16 protein-coding genes are annotated in these 18,770 nt (G+C 40.4%); 7 read left to right on the top strand and 9 right to left on the bottom strand.

Translation table 11 applies throughout. The features are described 5' to 3' along the window. Positions 1-8 precede the first annotated feature (8 nt). Positions 9-2,720: a hybrid sensor histidine kinase/response regulator gene (locus F9817_RS06960; RefSeq protein WP_161154233.1), complete on the bottom strand. Its 2,712-nt coding sequence runs from the start codon at positions 2,718-2,720 to the stop codon at positions 9-11. 669 nt (positions 2,721-3,389) lie between these two features. Here F9817_RS06960 and F9817_RS06955 point away from each other — a divergent pair. After that, on the top strand, positions 3,390-4,940 hold the full coding sequence (locus F9817_RS06955; RefSeq protein WP_161154232.1) for an EAL domain-containing protein: 1,551 nt from the start codon (positions 3,390-3,392) through the stop codon (positions 4,938-4,940). Between the two features lie 90 nt (positions 4,941-5,030). Here F9817_RS06955 and F9817_RS06950 read toward each other — a convergent pair whose 3' ends face one another. After that, entirely contained in the window at positions 5,031-6,812 is a 1,782-nt protein-coding gene (locus tag F9817_RS06950; RefSeq protein ID WP_161154231.1) for an ABC transporter substrate binding protein, read from the bottom strand. Between the two features lie 576 nt (positions 6,813-7,388). Here F9817_RS06950 and F9817_RS06945 point away from each other — a divergent pair. Further along, a complete protein-coding gene (locus tag F9817_RS06945; protein WP_161154230.1) occupies positions 7,389-8,096 on the top strand; it encodes a GNAT family N-acetyltransferase in 708 nt (235 codons plus the stop codon). Positions 8,097-8,167: 71 nt separating this feature from the next. On the opposite strand, the gene F9817_RS06940 is transcribed toward F9817_RS06945, so the two are convergent. The 3 genes from F9817_RS06940 to F9817_RS06930 form a co-directional block, all read right to left on the bottom strand. Continuing rightward, a complete protein-coding gene (locus F9817_RS06940) occupies positions 8,168-9,418 on the bottom strand; it encodes an L-lactate MFS transporter (protein ID WP_161154229.1) in 1,251 nt (416 codons plus the stop codon). A 152-nt stretch (positions 9,419-9,570) separates the two neighbouring features. Further along, on the bottom strand, positions 9,571-10,299 hold the full coding sequence (locus tag F9817_RS06935; RefSeq protein ID WP_161154228.1) for a LytR/AlgR family response regulator transcription factor: 729 nt from the start codon (positions 10,297-10,299) through the stop codon (positions 9,571-9,573). Between the two features lie 3 nt (positions 10,300-10,302). After that, complete coding sequence (locus tag F9817_RS06930) at positions 10,303-11,943, bottom strand: LytS/YhcK type 5TM receptor domain-containing protein (protein WP_161154266.1); 1,641 nt, start codon at positions 11,941-11,943, stop codon at positions 10,303-10,305. Between the two features lie 307 nt (positions 11,944-12,250). Between F9817_RS06930 and F9817_RS06925 the strand changes: the two genes are divergently transcribed. Further along, positions 12,251-12,772, top strand: a complete 522-nt coding sequence (locus tag F9817_RS06925) for a DUF2058 domain-containing protein (RefSeq protein WP_161154227.1) — start codon at positions 12,251-12,253, stop codon at positions 12,770-12,772. A gap of 64 nt (positions 12,773-12,836) precedes the next feature. On the opposite strand, the gene F9817_RS06920 is transcribed toward F9817_RS06925, so the two are convergent. The 4 genes from F9817_RS06920 to F9817_RS06905 all read right to left on the bottom strand — a co-directional run bounded on the left by F9817_RS06920 (position 12,837) and on the right by F9817_RS06905 (position 15,482). Then, positions 12,837-13,442 (bottom strand): histidine phosphatase family protein, encoded by a 606-nt coding sequence (locus F9817_RS06920; RefSeq protein WP_161154226.1) that lies wholly within the window; start codon positions 13,440-13,442, stop codon positions 12,837-12,839. Between the two features lie 52 nt (positions 13,443-13,494). Beyond that, entirely contained in the window at positions 13,495-13,815 is a 321-nt protein-coding gene (locus F9817_RS06915) for a hypothetical protein (RefSeq protein ID WP_161154225.1), read from the bottom strand. A 291-nt stretch (positions 13,816-14,106) separates the two neighbouring features. Next, positions 14,107-14,898 (bottom strand): hypothetical protein, encoded by a 792-nt coding sequence (locus tag F9817_RS06910; RefSeq protein WP_161154224.1) that lies wholly within the window; start codon positions 14,896-14,898, stop codon positions 14,107-14,109. Then, a complete protein-coding gene (locus F9817_RS06905) occupies positions 14,892-15,482 on the bottom strand; it encodes a Pvc16 family protein (protein ID WP_161154223.1) in 591 nt (196 codons plus the stop codon). Before F9817_RS06905 ends, F9817_RS06910 begins: the two co-directional genes overlap by 7 nt. Positions 15,483-15,944: 462 nt before the next feature. On the opposite strand from F9817_RS06905, the gene F9817_RS06900 reads away from it, so the two are divergent. From F9817_RS06900 to F9817_RS06885, 4 genes are all read left to right on the top strand, one after another. Further along, complete coding sequence (locus F9817_RS06900; protein ID WP_161154222.1) at positions 15,945-17,504, top strand: phage tail sheath family protein; 1,560 nt, start codon at positions 15,945-15,947, stop codon at positions 17,502-17,504. A 76-nt stretch (positions 17,505-17,580) separates the two neighbouring features. Further along, entirely contained in the window at positions 17,581-18,051 is a 471-nt protein-coding gene (locus F9817_RS06895; RefSeq protein ID WP_161154221.1) for a phage tail protein, read from the top strand. Positions 18,052-18,129: 78 nt separating this feature from the next. Then, positions 18,130-18,588, top strand: a complete 459-nt coding sequence (locus tag F9817_RS06890) for a phage tail protein (protein ID WP_237476195.1) — start codon at positions 18,130-18,132, stop codon at positions 18,586-18,588. Position 18,589: 1 nt separating this feature from the next. Then, on the top strand, positions 18,590-18,769 hold the full coding sequence (locus tag F9817_RS06885; protein WP_161154220.1) for a hypothetical protein: 180 nt from the start codon (positions 18,590-18,592) through the stop codon (positions 18,767-18,769). Position 18,770 lies beyond the last annotated feature (1 nt).

Genomic DNA, 18,770 nt, shown 5'->3' with positions numbered 1-18,770 from the left:
TGGTGAGTTTATCCTTTCTCGAACACTTGTAACTCGTTTAAAACATCAAACAGTTGCTGAGATTTATAGGGTTTAGGTAGATAAGCATCCATTCCCGCATCAAAACAATTACTGATGTCTTCATCAAGCACACTTGCGGTTAACGCAATGATAGGAAGACGTTTCGATTCGTTGAGTTTTTCCCACTCACGTATTTTCCTAGTTGCGGTTAGGCCATCCATGACGGGCATCATACAATCCATTAATACCGCACAGAACACCCCGCCTTGTGTGACAATATCGACCGCTTCTTGTCCATTACTAACGATCACATAGTCTAAACCAGCTCGATCGAGGAAAAAGCTCGCAATCTTCTGATTCATCAAATTATCTTCCACAATCAAAATGCGATTAATTGCCGCAATATTGTCGAGAGAATTCACATCAATATCCGCAGCCTGAACCTCGGTATGGCTACTCATTACAATCGCCCTTTCCAAACGATTACCCAAAAATGGCAAAGTCACGATTGCATCAAACTGCGAAACCAGTTCTTTGTTAGTGAATAGATGATGCTGCAATAAAACTTGGTGCGTATTGGGGAAGAGACGTAAGATATTGACAGCATCTGATCGTGCACTGCGAGTGAGATTTTGACAATACAGTACAACCTCTGGGGCCGGGTTATCTGGTTTCAGCTCATCAATAGCGGCAACTTCTTGAACAATTAAGCCTAATCGTTGACACTCTTGATTCACTAACCGGCGATACTTGGAGCCATTATGAACCAGCAGAGCCCTCTTACTTAACGTCGTACTACTGACCGGATGTTCAACCATATCAACTGGAACGATAAATTCAAATACACTGCCTTTATCGACAATCGATGATACTAAAATCTCCCCACCCATTAGATCAAGTAACTGTTTACATATTGCTAGTCCAAGGCCGGTCCCACCATAACGGCGAGTAATACTGCCATCTTCTTGAATAAAGGGCTCAAAGATACTATCGAGCTTATCGTTATCAATGCCTTTCCCTGTATCACTGACGCGACAATGTATTTTGGGAGTACTTCCTCCCATATAAGTCAATTGAGTTCGTACATAGCCATCATTGGTAAACTTGACCGCATTAGACAATAAATTCATCAATATCTGTTTAATCCTAAACTCATCGGCGATGACATATTTGGGTAACGTTGGATCAATATCGATAGTTAATTCAATGTGCTGGGCAACGGCTTTGGAGTTAACCATATTTACCGTATCAAACACTAACTCAGCCATATTAAATTGGTGGGTACTCAGCGCTAAATTCCCAGCTTCAATTTTAGACAAATCAAGAATGTCGTTAATTAACACGAGTAATGAGTGTGATGAACTTTCTATATCGAGTAACACTTCCCGCTGATTAGTGTTTAATGACGTCGAACCCAAAATTTCCGCCATTCCAATAATGCCGTTAAGCGGCGTTCGGATCTCATGCGACATATTAGCGAGAAACGCGCTTTTCGCTCGATTGGCAGATATTGCCGCTTCTTTCGCAACCAACAGTTCGGTCTTATAAGCATGTTGGTCCGACATAAACTGATTGAGATCTTTAATAAAATCGGCTAACTCGTCATTTCCCTCTAATGGAATCGGTTCGGGTTTATACTTGTCTTTTCCCAAACGCATCATCGCTTCGATAATCGAGTTTAATTTCATCGAAATTCGAGTGAAGGTGCTAAATGCGATCACAACCGTACCGATTAAGACCAACATAATTAAAATACCTAAAGCCATGATCTGCTGTTGTATTTCATCAATACGATGAATGAAGCGATCATATATTTTTACGCTGGATTCTGTATATAAAGACTTTAACTGAGGAAAGTTCTTATGCCATTGCTCGAAATAGCTGGTTAGCTCCTGCGGATTAATCGCGGACGAAAAGCGCAGTGAACGAATCTGTTCTCGACCAAATGAACCATCCGTCATCAACTGCTGTAGCTGTTGTACTGTTTTATTAATGAGAGCCTGGTTATATCCTTCACTGACCAAGCTTTCTAACAAGATCTGCCTTTGATTCGTCGCTAAGGTATAGTTTTGTATCCATTTGATATATTGTTCGGACTTGGGTTCAGGTACATTACCTAATAGCCAAGCCTGCTTCATGCGCCAATAAAGAAATTGGCTAAAGGCTTCATGCCAAAGTAACAGTTTAATGTCAGATATGTCTGATAAAACCACATCCTTCACCGTAAACTGGTCAATCAGCTCTTGCAACACCATGAACCCTTGGGTGGCGTCTGCATTTAGAGCGTTACGAGGTGAGAATACCGCTTCTTGGGTGAGTTGGCGCAATTGGGAAATCTGGTTGTGAATCGCGACTTCTTGTTGCCACTTAGGTCTGATCTCTTCCAATATTGTGACTTGTTTTTCCAGTTTGAAGAAATCCTGCCCTAACGTCATAAAAGCATTCTCGTGACGGTTCGCTTTTGTCATCGCATTCAGCAACTGAAACAAGTCACTGGAAGATTGCAAAGTTAGGGATAAGGCTTTAGTTCGTTCCGCTACCCAATGATACGCCTGCTGTTGATTACGCTGTTGATTATAAATATAAGCTGCACCGCCCAAAATCAGACTCGCAGGAACAACACAAAGCAGAAACATTTTGACCTTAACAGAAAGACGTGACGCTTTAAGCATTGGATAGATTCCGTCCTTTTCGTAACCACCGAACAATGAGATAGGCAAACCGTGCCTACCTTCGAATTCATCCAGTTTAGGTCGGCCGATAGCTTGAATGTTTGTAATAAAGGATAGTAGTAAAGCTCTTAAATTGTAGAGAATTAGGCCAATTAATTAACGAAATTGATCTTTCGACAACTCAATCAACCATAATGATTTACATATGCATAGAAATGTCATTGGTGAGAATCAAAATGTATTTGAAATACTCTTTTTTTTCATACAAACTCTAATGTAATCGTTTACTTATTTAACTTTGCTACTGTTTAGTGATGTTGGACTCAATCATTGACCCAAGACATAAGTCATAGTTTTTATCTCATGGCTGTTGATTAAACGAACATTCAGTCACGTCGCTAAAGTGAATGGAATGTCGCGTTACTAATCGTTGGCAAGTGGATGGTGTGCTTATGGAAAATAAAAATAAGAGGCATCGTAGTCACTCGTATTTTTATGCAATTACACAGATAATTGCTAAGTGATATGTAATTCTCATTTTTGAGCACTTTTTCTCACATTTATAGAATTGACATCGCTTTTACATTGTATGAGTATGAATATTAAATATAACATTTTCAAAGGATTGAATATGACGTTGTCGTATCCTACGTGCTACAAAAACCCTCAATTTTTCCATGACAATGCATTCAATTCGAACTAATGGATCACCGCTTAATGACTACTGAGAGTTTTTCGTTACGCCGCACAAGGTCTTTATTAAACCTAGCGACGTTGAATACACACCTCATTCTGTTTTTCACTTCGTTCGCGGTCTATCTCTACATGGGAATTGCATTTAGTAATACGTATTTTAATCAAATCGGTGAACATGCCATCCAATACGTAGACCAAATCCTAGAAAACACGCGCAAACAAACATCGTACATTCTTGACCAATATCCTAAACTCCCGTGCTCAACCACTCGAGAAACGTTACGAGTAGCAACGTTCCATTCCGATTACGCAAAAGACATTGCACTCTTTAATCCTAAAGGCCAAATTTTTTGTACCAATGCAGCATCTGATGATAAATTCCATTTGTATCAAGATATACTGACTCGTTTAGATCAATCACCTAAAAACGAAACACTATCGTATACACAGGCGGCACTAACACGCCAATATTCGATTTTCTTTATCTTCAGAAACAGCACAAAGTATGGTCTGAGCATAAGCATTCCACCTCGTTATTTTACCCGCGATTTAAGCAATCGTTTACACGATACCGATATCTACTTTCAAGTTTTAGTTAATGGTAGGACAATAAAACCGATAAAAAGTGAAGCGATGCCCCTGCGTCACATGGCGTTTCATTCTAAGCAACACCCACTGGAAATTCACTTCGCACTTACCTTTTATACTTACCTCAATTATCTGTTTAAATACAGTTGGATTTTTGTCGTCCTTTATTTGATGGTATTGCTCAACCACTTACAAAGTAAGAAGAAGCAAATAGAAGAAAGTAGCCTAGAGCATTCCGTAGTGGGTGCCATTAAGAAACGAGAATTGTATGTGCATTTTCAACCCATTATCGACGCTAAAACTGAAAAGGTTTCAGGCTGTGAAGCGCTGATTCGCTGGAACCATCCAACCCAGGGAAATATACCACCAAGCATTTTTATCCCATTAGCTCAGCGTATGGGGCACATTCGCGAGCTGACCGACTTTGTACTAGAAACCTGCATGGACATGTACCAACGAAACCAGAGTATCATGCTCGGCAGATACATTAGCATTAACATTGATCGAGAATTACTGCTCACGCCCGATTTTACTGAAGATGTGGCAACACTTTGCAAGGAGTACCCATGCTTTCATCGCGCATTCGCTTTCGAAATTACGGAAAATGGCGATTTTACTGATGACGAATTGGTGGTGGTCGAACGCAATGTCGACACATTCCACAAACTGGGCATTCGTTTATTTGTCGATGACTTTGGCACTGGATACTCTGGCTTGAATTTTGTGCGCCAATTTCAATTTCATACTATGAAAATCGATAAGGTGTTTATTAAAAATCTTGGTCATGAACCCTATCTCACGATGTTGCTAGAATCTATGCTAACGATCTCTGATTCGCTGAATATGAAATCGATTATAGAAGGCGTTGAAACCCTAGAGCAGCTTACGATATTAAAACAGATGGGCGTCTCTTATATTCAAGGGTTTTATTTTTCTAAGCCGCTGCCTGAGACCGACCTAATTGAGTATATCCAGCGACAATAGCAAGATAGCAATTTTTTAAACCCCAACGGACTCAGAGATTAGTCAACAAGCTCAGGCAAAGAGAGATAAAAACAGAAATGACCATTTGTTTTAAACGTTATTGGGCATATGAAATGTCGCAACATCAGGATACTGCTGTCTAATAGCCACGAAATCATCAATATTATCGAGTACAAGTTGAGTCAGTTGAGGATCAAACTGTTTTCCTTTTTCTACAATTAACAAATCAATCACCCGCTCAATCGGCCATGCTGGCTTATAGCAACGAACACTTAATAGCGCATCAAATACATCAACAATAGTGGTAATTCGCGCATACAAGTGAATATTTTCACCGGATTTACCTAATGGGTATCCTGCCCCATCCCATCGCTCATGATGCTCTAGAGCAATAATTGCCGCATAATCTAGGAATTCGCCTTCACTGGCGCTCAAAATCTTATACCCGATATCAACATGCCCTTTCATGATTTCCCACTCATCAGGATCTAACTTACCGGGTTTTTCCAAAATCGATTCTGGAATCCCTATTTTGCCAATATCATGCATTGGACTAACGACTTCAATCACCTCACATTCATTGGGTGACAAACCTGTTATGCTGGCAAGTAAGGCCGACATTTTAGCAACCCGCTTGACATGATTCCCTGTTTCACCCGAACGTGTTTCAATCGCATCGCCCAACAAATGAATGAGTTCTTTTTGGACACCTACCGTTTTCTTTTGGAGTTGAAGTATTTTTTGGTTTTGCTGACTAATAATTTTTTTTCTTCTTAAAGAAAGAATCAAAACAAAAATAATGATGACCAGAACAGCAAAAATACTGCTAACAATAAGTACCAAACGTAAGTGTTCTCTTACAAACGATTGAGGTTCGCCAATTAAGACTCGATTTGAAGGTAATAAAGACTTATCAATAGCATGCTTTAACAAAGCATTAAAATCGAATACGTTTCTGTATCCTTGTGAAGCCATTTGTGCGTTATCGATGGGCATTCCATTTAATTGATGAATGACCAAGTTTGCCGCTAAGCTGCCAAGTTGGTAGGAATCGGTGACACTTCCCCCTAAAACACCATCATGAATATAGAATTTCCAAAAAACAAATACAGGAGCTCGGCTTGAATTACCGATTTGTTCTGCAACTTGGTTATAGTCGTGATAAACATTATTCTCAATCTCAGTATTATAGTGCGTAAGTAATACCGCATCATTAGGTGAAGCTTTTTCTAATAAGGTAGCGGCGTCTTTAAGAGGGAGGTCTCGTACTTCAATAAGATGAATGTTTGGGTAATGTTGCAGAATACGTTTGGTTTCAAGTTCAATAAGATTGGAAGTGGGACTGTGGTCAGCAAGATAATATAAGTTTTTTAGTTTTGGTCGCAGCTTCGCTATTAACTGAATTGTCTCGGCAATGCGGTCCTTTTCATAAATAATAGTGCCGAGTTGAGTTTTCGAACTTAATTCAGCTTGAAAATTGTTGATCCCGACAGCGGCTGTGGGCAAATTCTTCAAGTTATCCATATCTAGGCTATTGAAAAACTTCAACGCATTATCATCAGAGATAATAATACCGTTAAATGGATACCCTCGATATTTCTTCTCAAAATAATGACGGACACTTGCAAGATAATCGGCATTGAAAATTCGCTTGGTATCCAGATATTCGATAGACAGTTTTACATTGGTTCCATGGCTGACATCTTCAATGCCTTTTTGTAATTCTCGTGTCCAAGCATAGCTGGGAGAATAGGAGTGTAAAACGAGAATACGTGATGGTGTCGAACCTGCTGCAAACACAGAGAAAGTCACACTGTTAAAAATAACAGAAATGCAAATAAATAGTTTTAACCGAAAGGATAGATGATCCATGTTATCCAACACCACTCAACAAAACTTAATCACAGTGTAACTTAAATGCCTAATATTTCATAAGAAATTTAATTAAATAGCACAACATAATAAAGTAAAATATATCAATGAGAAAAAGTCTTTTTATCTCATTAATTTATTACTCAATAATGCGTTATATCAAAACTGTCTTTTATTGCATGTCAAAAACTAAGAAGTGGATCTTAATTTTTGTTAAAAGTGGATCTCAACGTCACCGCCCTTCCTCTTTATATTTCACCCAGATACTTTGCCATTTTTAATATACCCAAGTNACCTNAAGATACTGTTTNAGCGAGAATGTATTCGCTCTTAGGCAAGGCACTGATTTGAAGACATAGTCATTCTACGTAGAAAATCAGTAACACAGCCTAGGAGCGAATAAAACTCGCCCTTCGGGAGCTCATCAACAAACCTATTTCTGCGCCCAATCACGTTAAAAGGGAATGACCATTCCTGCCGTGATTGAGCTTGACCTAGGCTCGTTGATGAAGCTCTGAATCCTGCATCTTGAGGTCATTTGGGTATACTATTAATGATAGATAAGGAAGAATCGTCATGCCGGATAATCAATTTGGCCAACCGGTTGGTAACAACTTACTTAATTGGCAGCCACGCCAGCCACCACAGAATATGGTATTGCAGGGACGAACGTGCCGTATTGAGCCATTAAACGTGCCAAAACACCTCAATGATCTCTACGAGGCCTACTCTCAGGCGCCAGATGGCCGCGACTGGACCTATATGTTCGCCGGTCCATTTACCAACAAAGAAACATTTGCTGATTATCTTACTTCTGCTGCGGCGAGTTTAGATCCAAAACATTATGCGATTGTTGAGCTTGCCAGTGAACAAGCACTTGGTACTTTTTCTTTAATGCGGATTGACGTGCACCACGGTGTTATTGAAGTTGGTAACGTCGCATTCTCACCGCGTCTTAAACAAACCACTATGGCAACAGAAGCCCATTTTTTATTGATGCAATATGTCTTTGAACAATTGCACTACCGCCGCTACGAATGGAAATGCGACAGCCTTAACGCTCCGTCAAGACGCGCGGCATTACGATTAGGATTTACCTTTGAAGGCATATTTCGCCAAGCCATCGTCTACAAAGGGCGAACACGCGATACCGCTTGGTTTTCTGTTATTGATAAGGAATGGTCGGCGATGAAAACCGCCTTTAACTCTTGGTTATCACCGCACAACTTTGATGCTCAAGGTCATCAAATCAAGCCACTCGAAGAGATTCGCAAATCACAATAATCACCAAGAGTATACGAAAAGAGGCCAGCAATGCTGACCTCTTGTTATCTTAAGACTGAATGATCAACCAATCAGTTTTGTTGAACTGCCACATTAGATTGGCGCGCATGACTGGTTGAATCTTTTGGTGCACCCGGCAGTTTAATGGTCACCGCCATCACAATCGAAACAACAATCAAAGCAAGCATCAGGTAGAACGTTGCCACAAACCCACCGAATAGCGAAGCCACAATAGAACCGGCGAAGCTACCCACACCGAAACCGAGGTAAATCACACCGTAGTTTTTAGTGACATTGTTAAGGCCAAAGAAGTCGCTCACCAAAGATGGATAAACCGTGATAGTGCCACCGAAGCTAAACGCGATACACGCCACAGCAAAATAGAAACTTAGGCTGTTTAAGTGTAAGAACACTAACGAAGCAACACCAACGAAACAGACCACTAGCGCCAAAGCAATCACGCGAGTGCGCGCAATACGGTCAGACATAATACCTAACACCAAGCGACCTAGTAGGTTCGCTACGGCGATAATAGCCACAGCAGAGGCTGCCGTTTCAGCACTAAGATGAACGTAGTTTTGACCCACATCTTTCGCTACACCGATAACATACAGACCAGACATACAAACTGTTAGGAACATTACAGCTAGCATCCAAAATTGTGACGTTTTGATGGCTTGTGGCAGTGTATAGTCAAATACCTTATTATCCGTTGTCGCTTGTTGGTTATCTGCACTGGTTGCTTCTTGTTTTGGTGCATCGGTCATCATTAAACCACCGACAATCACCATCACCATCGCAATACCGCCCCAAAGATTGAATGTTTGCGACAACCCAAAGTGACTCAATAGGTAAACGTTAATAAATTTAAAACCTAAACTACCAAGGCCATAGGCGCCAATAGCACATGCTGAAGCAAGGCCTTTATTTTTAGGGAACAACTTCACACAGTTGGTTAGCGTCATTAGGTACCCCGTACCATCAGCATACCCCACTAACAAACCAGCGAATAGGTATAGCATCCACAGGCTGCTGGCATGTGACGTTAAAACCAAACTACCCCCTAATAGTAAACCAGCACCAATCGTCACATTGCGTACACCAAAACGCTCTTGTAACTTACCCGATAAAGAAGAGGCAACCGCCAAAGCCAAACTTAAGATACCAAATGAAAATGCGACTTGGCTGATTGGGTCGCCCAACTTGTCGGCGAGAGGTGAGTTAAATAGGCTCCAAGTATAAACAGAACCAAGTGCAAATTGGGTAAGAACTGTACCCGCTAAAGTAAGCATTTTTTTACTATTAGAAAGCTGTGTATTCATAGCAAAAACTCCGTGACAAGAGAAGATGTTCAGTGGCATAAACCACCTTATTTGCTTACAGAATACGATTCGAAACGAGGGATACAATAGGTTGAGAGAACTATAAAATGAAATGCAATTCACGGGCATGAATTGCATTATATCGGCATGAATTACAGTTTCATCTTTTCACGAAATGCTTTTATGTTACTGCGGCTCACTGGCACTTTCTCACTCAACCCGACAAGCTTAAGCATATAGGTGCTGTTCATCCAAGGGATAATTTCTTCAATGCATTTTAAGTTCACACAGTATGAACGATGGCAACGAAAGAACTGCTCTTCAGGTAACTTATCCATCAACTCACTAATGGTGTATGGCACCGAATATTCTCCGTCTTGTGTATAGACTTCGGTGATTTTTTCACTCGCTTCGGCGTAACACACTTCATCAACTGGCGTTATGCGAATACGGCCATCATGCATTAAATTGATTGAACCCGCCGCTTTAGTTTCTGCTGGTGCCACCGATTCCGGTGTCACGGCACTGGCTTCTAGTTTACTAAGCAATCGTTGCACACGTTCTTCATTCAATGGCTTTAACAGATAATCAAAAGCCTCAAGTTCAAACGCATCAACAGCAAATTCTTTATACGCCGTCGTGAAAACAATGTGCGGTTTTTCTGAGAATTGATGAATATTTCGCGCTAACAACATTCCATCGATGGATGGAATGTTAATATCAAGAAATACCACATCAACTTTGTGTTGTTGCAGGTATTTAAACGCTTCTAACCCATCTTCAAAAGAGGCCACCACATTGATATCGCTATATGTTTTGACTAGGTACTCCAGTTCTTCACGAGCTAAGTATTCATCTTCGACAATCAGAGCTTTTAACATAGATTAACCAATATTATTGACGTAAAAAGAAATTTCAGTGCCAGGGTGCAAACGTTGGATCGTCAACCCTTCACCATATAATAGAGCCACTCGCTGATGTACATTGACTAACCCAATGCGATGGCTATCCATTGTGCCTTGATAGACCTTGTTAATGATCTCTTGGCGCACACCAACGCCAGTATCTTTGATCATCACTTTCGCACTCTGGCCATCCTCTTGCTTTTTCACCGAGATAATCACCTGCGCTGGTGCGCCTAACGGCACTACTCCATGCTGAATAGCATTTTCCACCAGCGGTTGAATTAACAGCGGTGGAATAGAAAAGTTCACTGCATCGATATCGAAAATTACTTCAAGCTTATTACCAAAACGGGCTTGTTCAATGGCGACATAGTCGCGCACTTGTTGTAGCTCTTCTTGAATATCAATGAGATCATCGCCTTTCTCCAAATTGAAGCGTAGAAAGTCCGCTAAATTCGCGATCAACTGACGGGCTTTATCTGGCTTAATTCGTACTAATGTTGAAATAGCATTGAGCGCATTAAACAGAAAATGAGGATTAATTTTATTCTGCAACGCAGAGAACTCCGCTTTACTGGCCATGGTTTTAAGTTGGTCAATTTTCGACACTTCTATTTGCGTCGAGATCAATTGAGATAGACCTATAGCCATTTCGCGTAATGCTTGGCGGATGCGGTGCGGCTGACAATAAAAGATTTTCAATGTCCCAGTCACCTGACCATTTTCCCATAGAGGAATAATCAGTAATGAGTGAAACTCATGCACATTCAAATCATTACTGATAATCTGCTTACCTAAATTCACCGCTTGCTGAGTCATATAACTGATTTTATGATGCGCATCGAGAAAGTTTTCTTGCCCTATCCCAACGTAGGCTTTTACATCTTGAGTATCGGTAATCGCCACCGCATCAGCTTCGGTTTCTTGACGGATAATCGCACAGACTTTCGTTAATGAATCACGGTCTGACTTACGAAAATGGGGCAAGGTTTTGTTGGCAATATTGAGTGCCAATTTAGCCTGAATAGCGGCAACCTTGTCTTTCTCTTCATCAAGGTCTTGCACCAAGATAATAATTAACCCAATACAAACCGCGCCGAAGATCATCGGTAAACCGATTTCTTGTACAATCGATTTCGCCAGTGCGACGTCATCATTGAGCAGCAATATCAGTGTCATGGTAATCACTTCACAAAACATCCCTGCGGCAATTCCCCAATTGGCGTATTGCTTTTTCGGACAACGAATATGAATCCACGTGGCCAGCACACCTGCTAATATACTGGTAATCAAACAGGCGACTGAGGTTGGGCCATGAATATCAATCAAGTAGCGGTGAATTCCTGACACCAAGCCAGCAGGAATGCCAACCCATGGACCAAATAAAATTCCCCCAGAGAGAATCGCGATAATACGCACATTAACTAAAGACCCCGACACTTTAAGACCAGTGTAAGTGCTGCCAACCGCAAAAAAGATAAATAATAATGAGATGATTGACGTTTCAAATGGCCGACGGTGCCGTTTAATCACAATGGCTTGAAACAGGTGGGTACGCGTTAGCAAAAAAAGCGTCATCAGCATTAATGCCGCACGCTCAAATACTGCCAGCAACATCATAAATTGTTCTATATACACCGTAACCCCAGCCCATTTTTATTTGTTAGTGTGCCATGCTAAAGGAAAACTGTGATCCACTTCATGAGGTGTATCAAGAATTGTGTAAAATTATGAATAGAATCACGATTTGCCCTAGGGACTATTTTTTAAAGGTATAAATCAAACCGGTAATAATGAAGCCAAATTATGCCCCAGATTGCTTTGGTAACCACCTCTTTGCCCCTTTAATAATAGTTTCCCTACTTGCTTTATTTACCCTATTCCACAGGTTAAAATGCGCTATTGATTAAATGAAGATGAGTTCCCCATGGCAAAACTAACCCTACAAGAGCAAATGCTAAAAGCAGGCCTTGTTAACGAAAAGAAACTAAAAAAAGTAAAGAAAGGGGCCAAAAAGTCTCGGGTACAAGCTCGTGAAGTAAAAGCAGCCGTTGAAGAACAAAAACGTCAACAGCTCGAACGTGATAAAGCGTTAAATGCCGAGCAAAATCAGCAACGCCTTAACAAAGAAGTCCAGAGTCAAATTGCGCAACTTATTGAGATGAATAAACTCGATTTAAACAACGGTGAAGAAAAATATAACTTCACTGAAGGCACGATCATTAAGTCTATTTATGTCACTGAATTGGTGCGTAAACAGCTCGTGAAAGGTATTTTGGCTATCGCCAAACAAGGTGAAAGTTACGTTGTGATACCAAGTAGTGTGGCTGATAAAATCGCCCAGCGCGACGAAACTATTGTCATTGCGCAAAACACCAAAGAACCTGAAACAATTGATGAAGACGACCCATATGCAGATTTCGTCGTTCCTGACGATCTCATGTGGTAATTCAGAAAATAACGGAGCGAGCCCCACAATGGCTTGCTCCGTTCCATAGAACCTAAGTGAGCAATTAACTCTCTACTTCATCCAAAACGCAATTGACCCGCTCCAGTTGACCATCTTGCGCAATAAAGAACGCATCTTGCGGAATGGTTTGCTGCCAAATGTCGTCATAAGCTTGCGCGGTTAACATGCCACGTAAGGTTAGCCCTGTTAAACCGTGACTGATCACGACCACATCACACTCATCGTTGGGTAAATCGTCCAACCAATCAGTCAACCTTTGAGTCACATCATTATAAGATTCACCATTAGGCGCATGAATAAACCAATCACGTTGTTCAAATAGCTCAGGGGTTTGCTCTATGAGATCAGTAATGTGGTGCTCTTCCCAATCTCCTAACGAGTACTCTTTTATTCGAGGCTCGGAGATTAACGCATCATAAGAAACATTAATCTCATCACATATAAGCTGCGCAGTCTGAATTGCACGCCCAAGTGGGCTGACATAAATATCAAACTTCCCTGGTGTCAAAAATGATTTAAGGGTTGCCCCGACCGACCGCGCTTGTGAAACACCTAATTCAGTTAAAGGAGAATCACAGTGACCTTGTAACTTTCTTTGAGAGTTAAACAGTGTTTCGCCATGTCTTAAAATAAAAATTCTTCTACTCACTTTTTCTTTCCTTAACGAATTGATTCAAACCTATTTACGCGAATTATTGCCTCTACCATACCACCAGCTTAAAAATGACAAGAATAACAAATACCAACACCATACCCGACCAACCCAATACACGAGTTACCACTTCTGGAGATGTGCGATTGAGGTGGGGAAATAACACCGCGCCGAAGGAAAGCATTGGAACGCCTTGGTACAAAGCGCTCATATAGGTTGATCTTATATCAGGGAAAGGCGGAATAAATGTAAACACCACAAGATAAAATCCCATAAATATCATTGCGCTATATGCTTCTTTTGGCGGTGTATCACTGTTATTAAGATGAAAATAGAGACATACCAGAAAGGTAAAAACGAGCAAATTCATAGACTATAGCCCTACTCTTCTGTCCTTGAAGCGAGTAACACCGACATCACTGTCGCATTGCAAATTAACACCACAGTAATACGCTAAGTAGCTCATAATGCATCAAATAATGACTTGATGTTTGATCGGGTCCCACAAAATAGCACTCATATATTCCTATACACTGCAATAATGCACGTTAATCACGGCCATTATTAATGTACCCAAATAACCTCAAGATGCAGGATTCAGAGCGAATACATTCTCGCTGAAACAGCATCTTGAGGTCACTAGGGTAGAGCACAATTAAATCTAGTTAATATAAATATGAGATAAATAGGTTCGACCATTATCGGTGACAATCGCTGATAACTGCTCAGTTTCAGCGACAGGTAAGCTTTTAACAATCACTTTTCTGTCATTATTCAAAGCGTAGGTTGCTGTGTAGGTTTGGTGTAAAGCAATAGCCCTATCAGAGGTAAAAGTAACGATGTCTTTTCTGTTTAACTGTTCGATACTTGGGGTAAAGGTTGTGAAGTTTGAACTATCGGTAATCTGATACGTTTTACTGGTGTCTAACTTAAGAAAATAATATTTCCAGATAGCAGACATCGTTTCATATTTAATTGTTAACGATTTATTTTTCAGCGTAAGCACTTCTTTGTCCAAGGTAGCATTGACGATACCAATTAAATTCGCATCAAAAGTTTCAACACTATTATGACTAATATATTTAATGTATTCGTTCTTATCGAGCCACGTTTCGACAGGAACAGCGAGCTCAGTTTGGTCTTTAATGGTCGTATCAACTAAAGACACATCAAACTCATTAGGCATTTTAGTCACACTTCTTAGCCCAGGATGATGGCTCAATAAGAAAAGCTGCATCGGCAAGTTTTTGAATTCGGCCACCACTTCGTTAAACCGCGCAGTATCAGCAATCAGGTGCAACACACCACCCGATTTTAATAATACCCCCATCTGCGTGAGCATGATTAAGGTTTCTCGGCTTGGAATGAGCGTGATAGGAGCAAGGTGATTTGGCGATGTATTGTAATACTCATGTTCTACATAAATAGACATGAAAGGTTGATAATTTACCATCTAAACATCTCTTTTTTTACATTAGTATGAGTAAGGTGAATTCTGCCTGCTTGTCCCAAAATAGATTCACTATCAGGAACTTGAGCTCTCACCCGATATAAACATGAAGGCAAGTATTGCGACCCAAACACGCCCCACATTTGATTGATTTGATCACCAGGAATGGATTCCATTTCCAAAGTAATTTGTTCGATATTCGCGGGCAAATCGGGGGCATTTTGACCATTAAAAAAATTATTGCGATGAAAATAGGCCATCACATGTGACAGCAGTTTTAAACCATCAGTGTAATTATCTTGGGTAAAATTGGCTGCAACGGCCACGGTTAGCGTTAAAAATAGCGGTTTATTTTTAATGGTCGCTCGCCCTAAATTCACGCCTCCCTGATTTGGATTAAGTTTAGAAAATGGATCTTTTTCCAAATTACTAATGAACACAATGATTTTATTCTGTCTTTTACTTGCTTTGGCACCATCAATATCTAATGGAGGAGAAACCAGTGCAATATCATCAGAGACTTCAAAAGTCGATTTGATTGATTGGTTTAATCTCGAACATAAATAATTTAAACATTCATCCAGCATCTTACTCTCCCATCGATGGACAAAAATCATCAACATCTCATCCGTAACATACTCAATTAAGCACAGAGACGTCGTATCAATCCGGTATCAACTACTCTCGGTAAATCTAGAATCGTTTTAATCCCTAGCTGATACCGCAGTGATACTGAAAGCAGTTTCACTTGGATTTATATTTTCATCACCACATAACGGGTCAGTGCAATGGATTCTCTTATGTGTATGGGATGATATTAATTCCCAAAATTTATTTAATTTACACTATTTCTATCTGTCTAAATCGATGGAAATAAACTCAGACAAGTGACCGTATCTTAAATTAACGACAGTTCATTAATATCGCCACAGTCGCAGTATTAATACTGTTTAAATTCTGGATAAAAAATGCCCAACTTTATTGAAGTAACGATCTTCTTCAATAAAGCGAGCATGCGGTAGCCAATCAATTAGATAAAGGACTAGACTATGGGTGTAATGAAAACACCAGGTGTTTATATAGTGGAAAAGAATGCTTTTCCAAACTCAGTTGTCGAAGTAGCAACGGCGGTACCGGCATTCATCGGTTATACAGAAAAAGCTGATAACGGCGGTAAATCTTTAAAAAATCAAGCTTGGCGCATTACTTCAATGTCGGAATTTCGCCAATATTTCGGTGGCGAGCCTCAACACCAATTTGAAATTGCAGCAGTCGGTGAAGAGCCTGATCCAAACGTACGTGAAGCCTTTTCTCAAGGTGGAACAGCCTATCAAATCACACAATCCAACACTCGCTACCACCTTTATTACAGCATGCTGTTTTTCTTCCAAAATGGCGGTGGGCCATGCTACATCGTATCCGTTGGCAGTTATTCCGATGACATTGATGCCGGCGTTTTAAAAGCAGGTATCGCGCCACTCATTAAAGAAGCCGAGCCTACTATGCTTCTGATTCCAGAAGCCACTCAACTAGAAGAAGACGATTGCATCAATGTAGAACAAGCAATGCTTGGTCACTGTGGTGGTAAAATGAAAAGCCGCATTGCGATCTTGGATGTTTGGAATGGTTACAAAGACCGTCAACATCCTGATGGGGATTGCATCGAAAGCTTCCGTTCAAAGCTGGGGACCAATTACCTCGATTACTCAACCGCTTACTACCCTTGGCTCAATACTTCTATTGTCCAAGATAGTGACGTAAGTTTCCGTAACGTCAGTAACTTAGATAAACTGGTTGAGTTACTGAATGCCGAAGTAGCAAGCATGTTTATCGATCTAGAGGGTCTATCCGAAGAAGAACTGAGCTCTGGTGGTAACAAACTTCGCGCGACTCATAAACAAGCCATGCTCGATGAAATTGCCAAACTCAGTGGTGATCTATCCGGCGGTGAAGGCGTACTGCTGCATAAAATTCTATCGAATATCAGCCCGCTGTATCAAACCGTTATGGCCGATATTAAATTCCAGCAAAACATCTTGCCACCATCAACGGCAATGGCCGGTATTTATACCATGGTTGATAATTCGCGCGGTGTTTGGAAAGCCCCTGCCAACGTCAGTGTCAATGCTGTCGTTTCTCCTACTGTAAACATCAGTGATGATGAACAAGAAGATTTGAACGTTACCACTCAAGGTAAATCAATCAATGCGATTCGTCCATTCATTGGTGAAGGTACCTTAGTATGGGGGGCTCGTACCTTAGATGGCAACAGCTTAGACTGGCGTTATGTCAACGTACGACGCACCATGATCATGCTAGAGCAATCGGTAAAACTCGCTTCAAAAGCTTATGTATTTGAACCTAACGTTGCCAATACCTGGGTATCAATGGAAAGCATGATCAGCAATTTCCTCTATGGCATTTGGAAGCGTGGTGGTCTCGCAGGTTCCTCACCAGCAGAAGCGTACAGCGTCAGTGTCGGTTTAGGTAAGACCATGACCGCAAACGATATTTTAGAAGGTATTTTGCGCATTACCGTACTGGTTGCGATTGTTCGTCCTGCAGAATTTATTGAAATCACCTTCCAGCAAAAAATGCAGGAATCTTAATACGCTACCTCTTTCTATAGCTTGTTAACACGTAATTTTGTCGCTTAAGACACACATCACTATTTAGGAGAACATCATGGCAGATGATGGATCAGCGCAATCCGAAACCGTATGGCCTATGCCGAAATTTCATTTCGAAGTGAAATGGGATGGAGGTGCAGGCAAAGACATGGTTTCGTCATTTCAAGAAGTATCAGGCCTTGATACCGAAGCACAGCCAATTGAATACCGAGCAGGCAATAACCCTGTATTTTCAACCATAAAAATGCCAGGGCTGATTAAAAGCAGTAATGTCACACTCAAAAAAGGCATTTTTAAAGGCGATAACAAGTTCTACGATTGGTATTCACAAATCAAGATGAACACCATTGCACGAACCCCTGTCACCATCAGCTTATTAGATGAAGGCGGTGCCCCCATCATGAGTTGGAAATTGAAAAATGCTTGGCCAACTAAAGTCACTGGGACAGACCTGAAATCAGACAGCAACGAAGTTGCCGTTGAAACCATAGAACTGGCTCACGAAGGGTTAGAAATAGCCGTTTAATTCCATAACTGCAAATACACTACTGTAAATCACTGAATTAAATTCAGTGATTTACAGAGAATTTAAGCGAGGTGCGTTTTGAGTTCGAGTGAATCTACAACAGAATGGCCGTTACCAGCCTTTTATTTTAATGTAGCCATTGACTACGACATGAATGACATGGCATTCCAAGAAGTATCTGGAATTGAAACCCAAGTAGAAACTGAGGAATATTATGAAGGAGGAAATAATCTAATTTTCCACCTTCCAAAATCAATAAAATATAGCAATTTAGTATTAAAAAGAGCCATCGCAAATTATGATTCACCTATCATTAAATGGTGTAATTCAATTATTGATAACCAGTTATCAACATTAATAAATACCAAATCTATAATAGTCAGCCTTCATGATAGTGAAGGTGAACCGTGTAGAGCTTGGATATTTGATAATGCATATCCCGTAAAAATGAAAATTGACTCTTTTACCTCAACAAAGAACGAAGTAGCCGTTGAGGAAATAGAGTTTTGTTATAGTCGTTCAATGAGGGTTATATGATATGTCTATAAAAGTAAAACAACTATCTATTCAAGCTAAATCAGAATCTTCAAAAAAAGAAGGATTAACAGTAGAACAGAACATTAATAGAAGTTGTACAAAAGATATGCTATCAAAAATAGATTGCAAATCTTTAACCTCTTTACATTCAAAAATATTAGAAAACTATAGAGAACGTTAAA

The sequence above is a fragment of the Vibrio eleionomae genome, assembly GCF_009874545.1.
Taxonomy (GTDB): domain Bacteria; phylum Pseudomonadota; class Gammaproteobacteria; order Enterobacterales; family Vibrionaceae; genus Vibrio; species Vibrio nitrifigilis.
The sequence above is the reverse complement of the archived record's forward strand: the minus strand, read 5'-3'. Positions and strand labels throughout refer to the sequence as shown.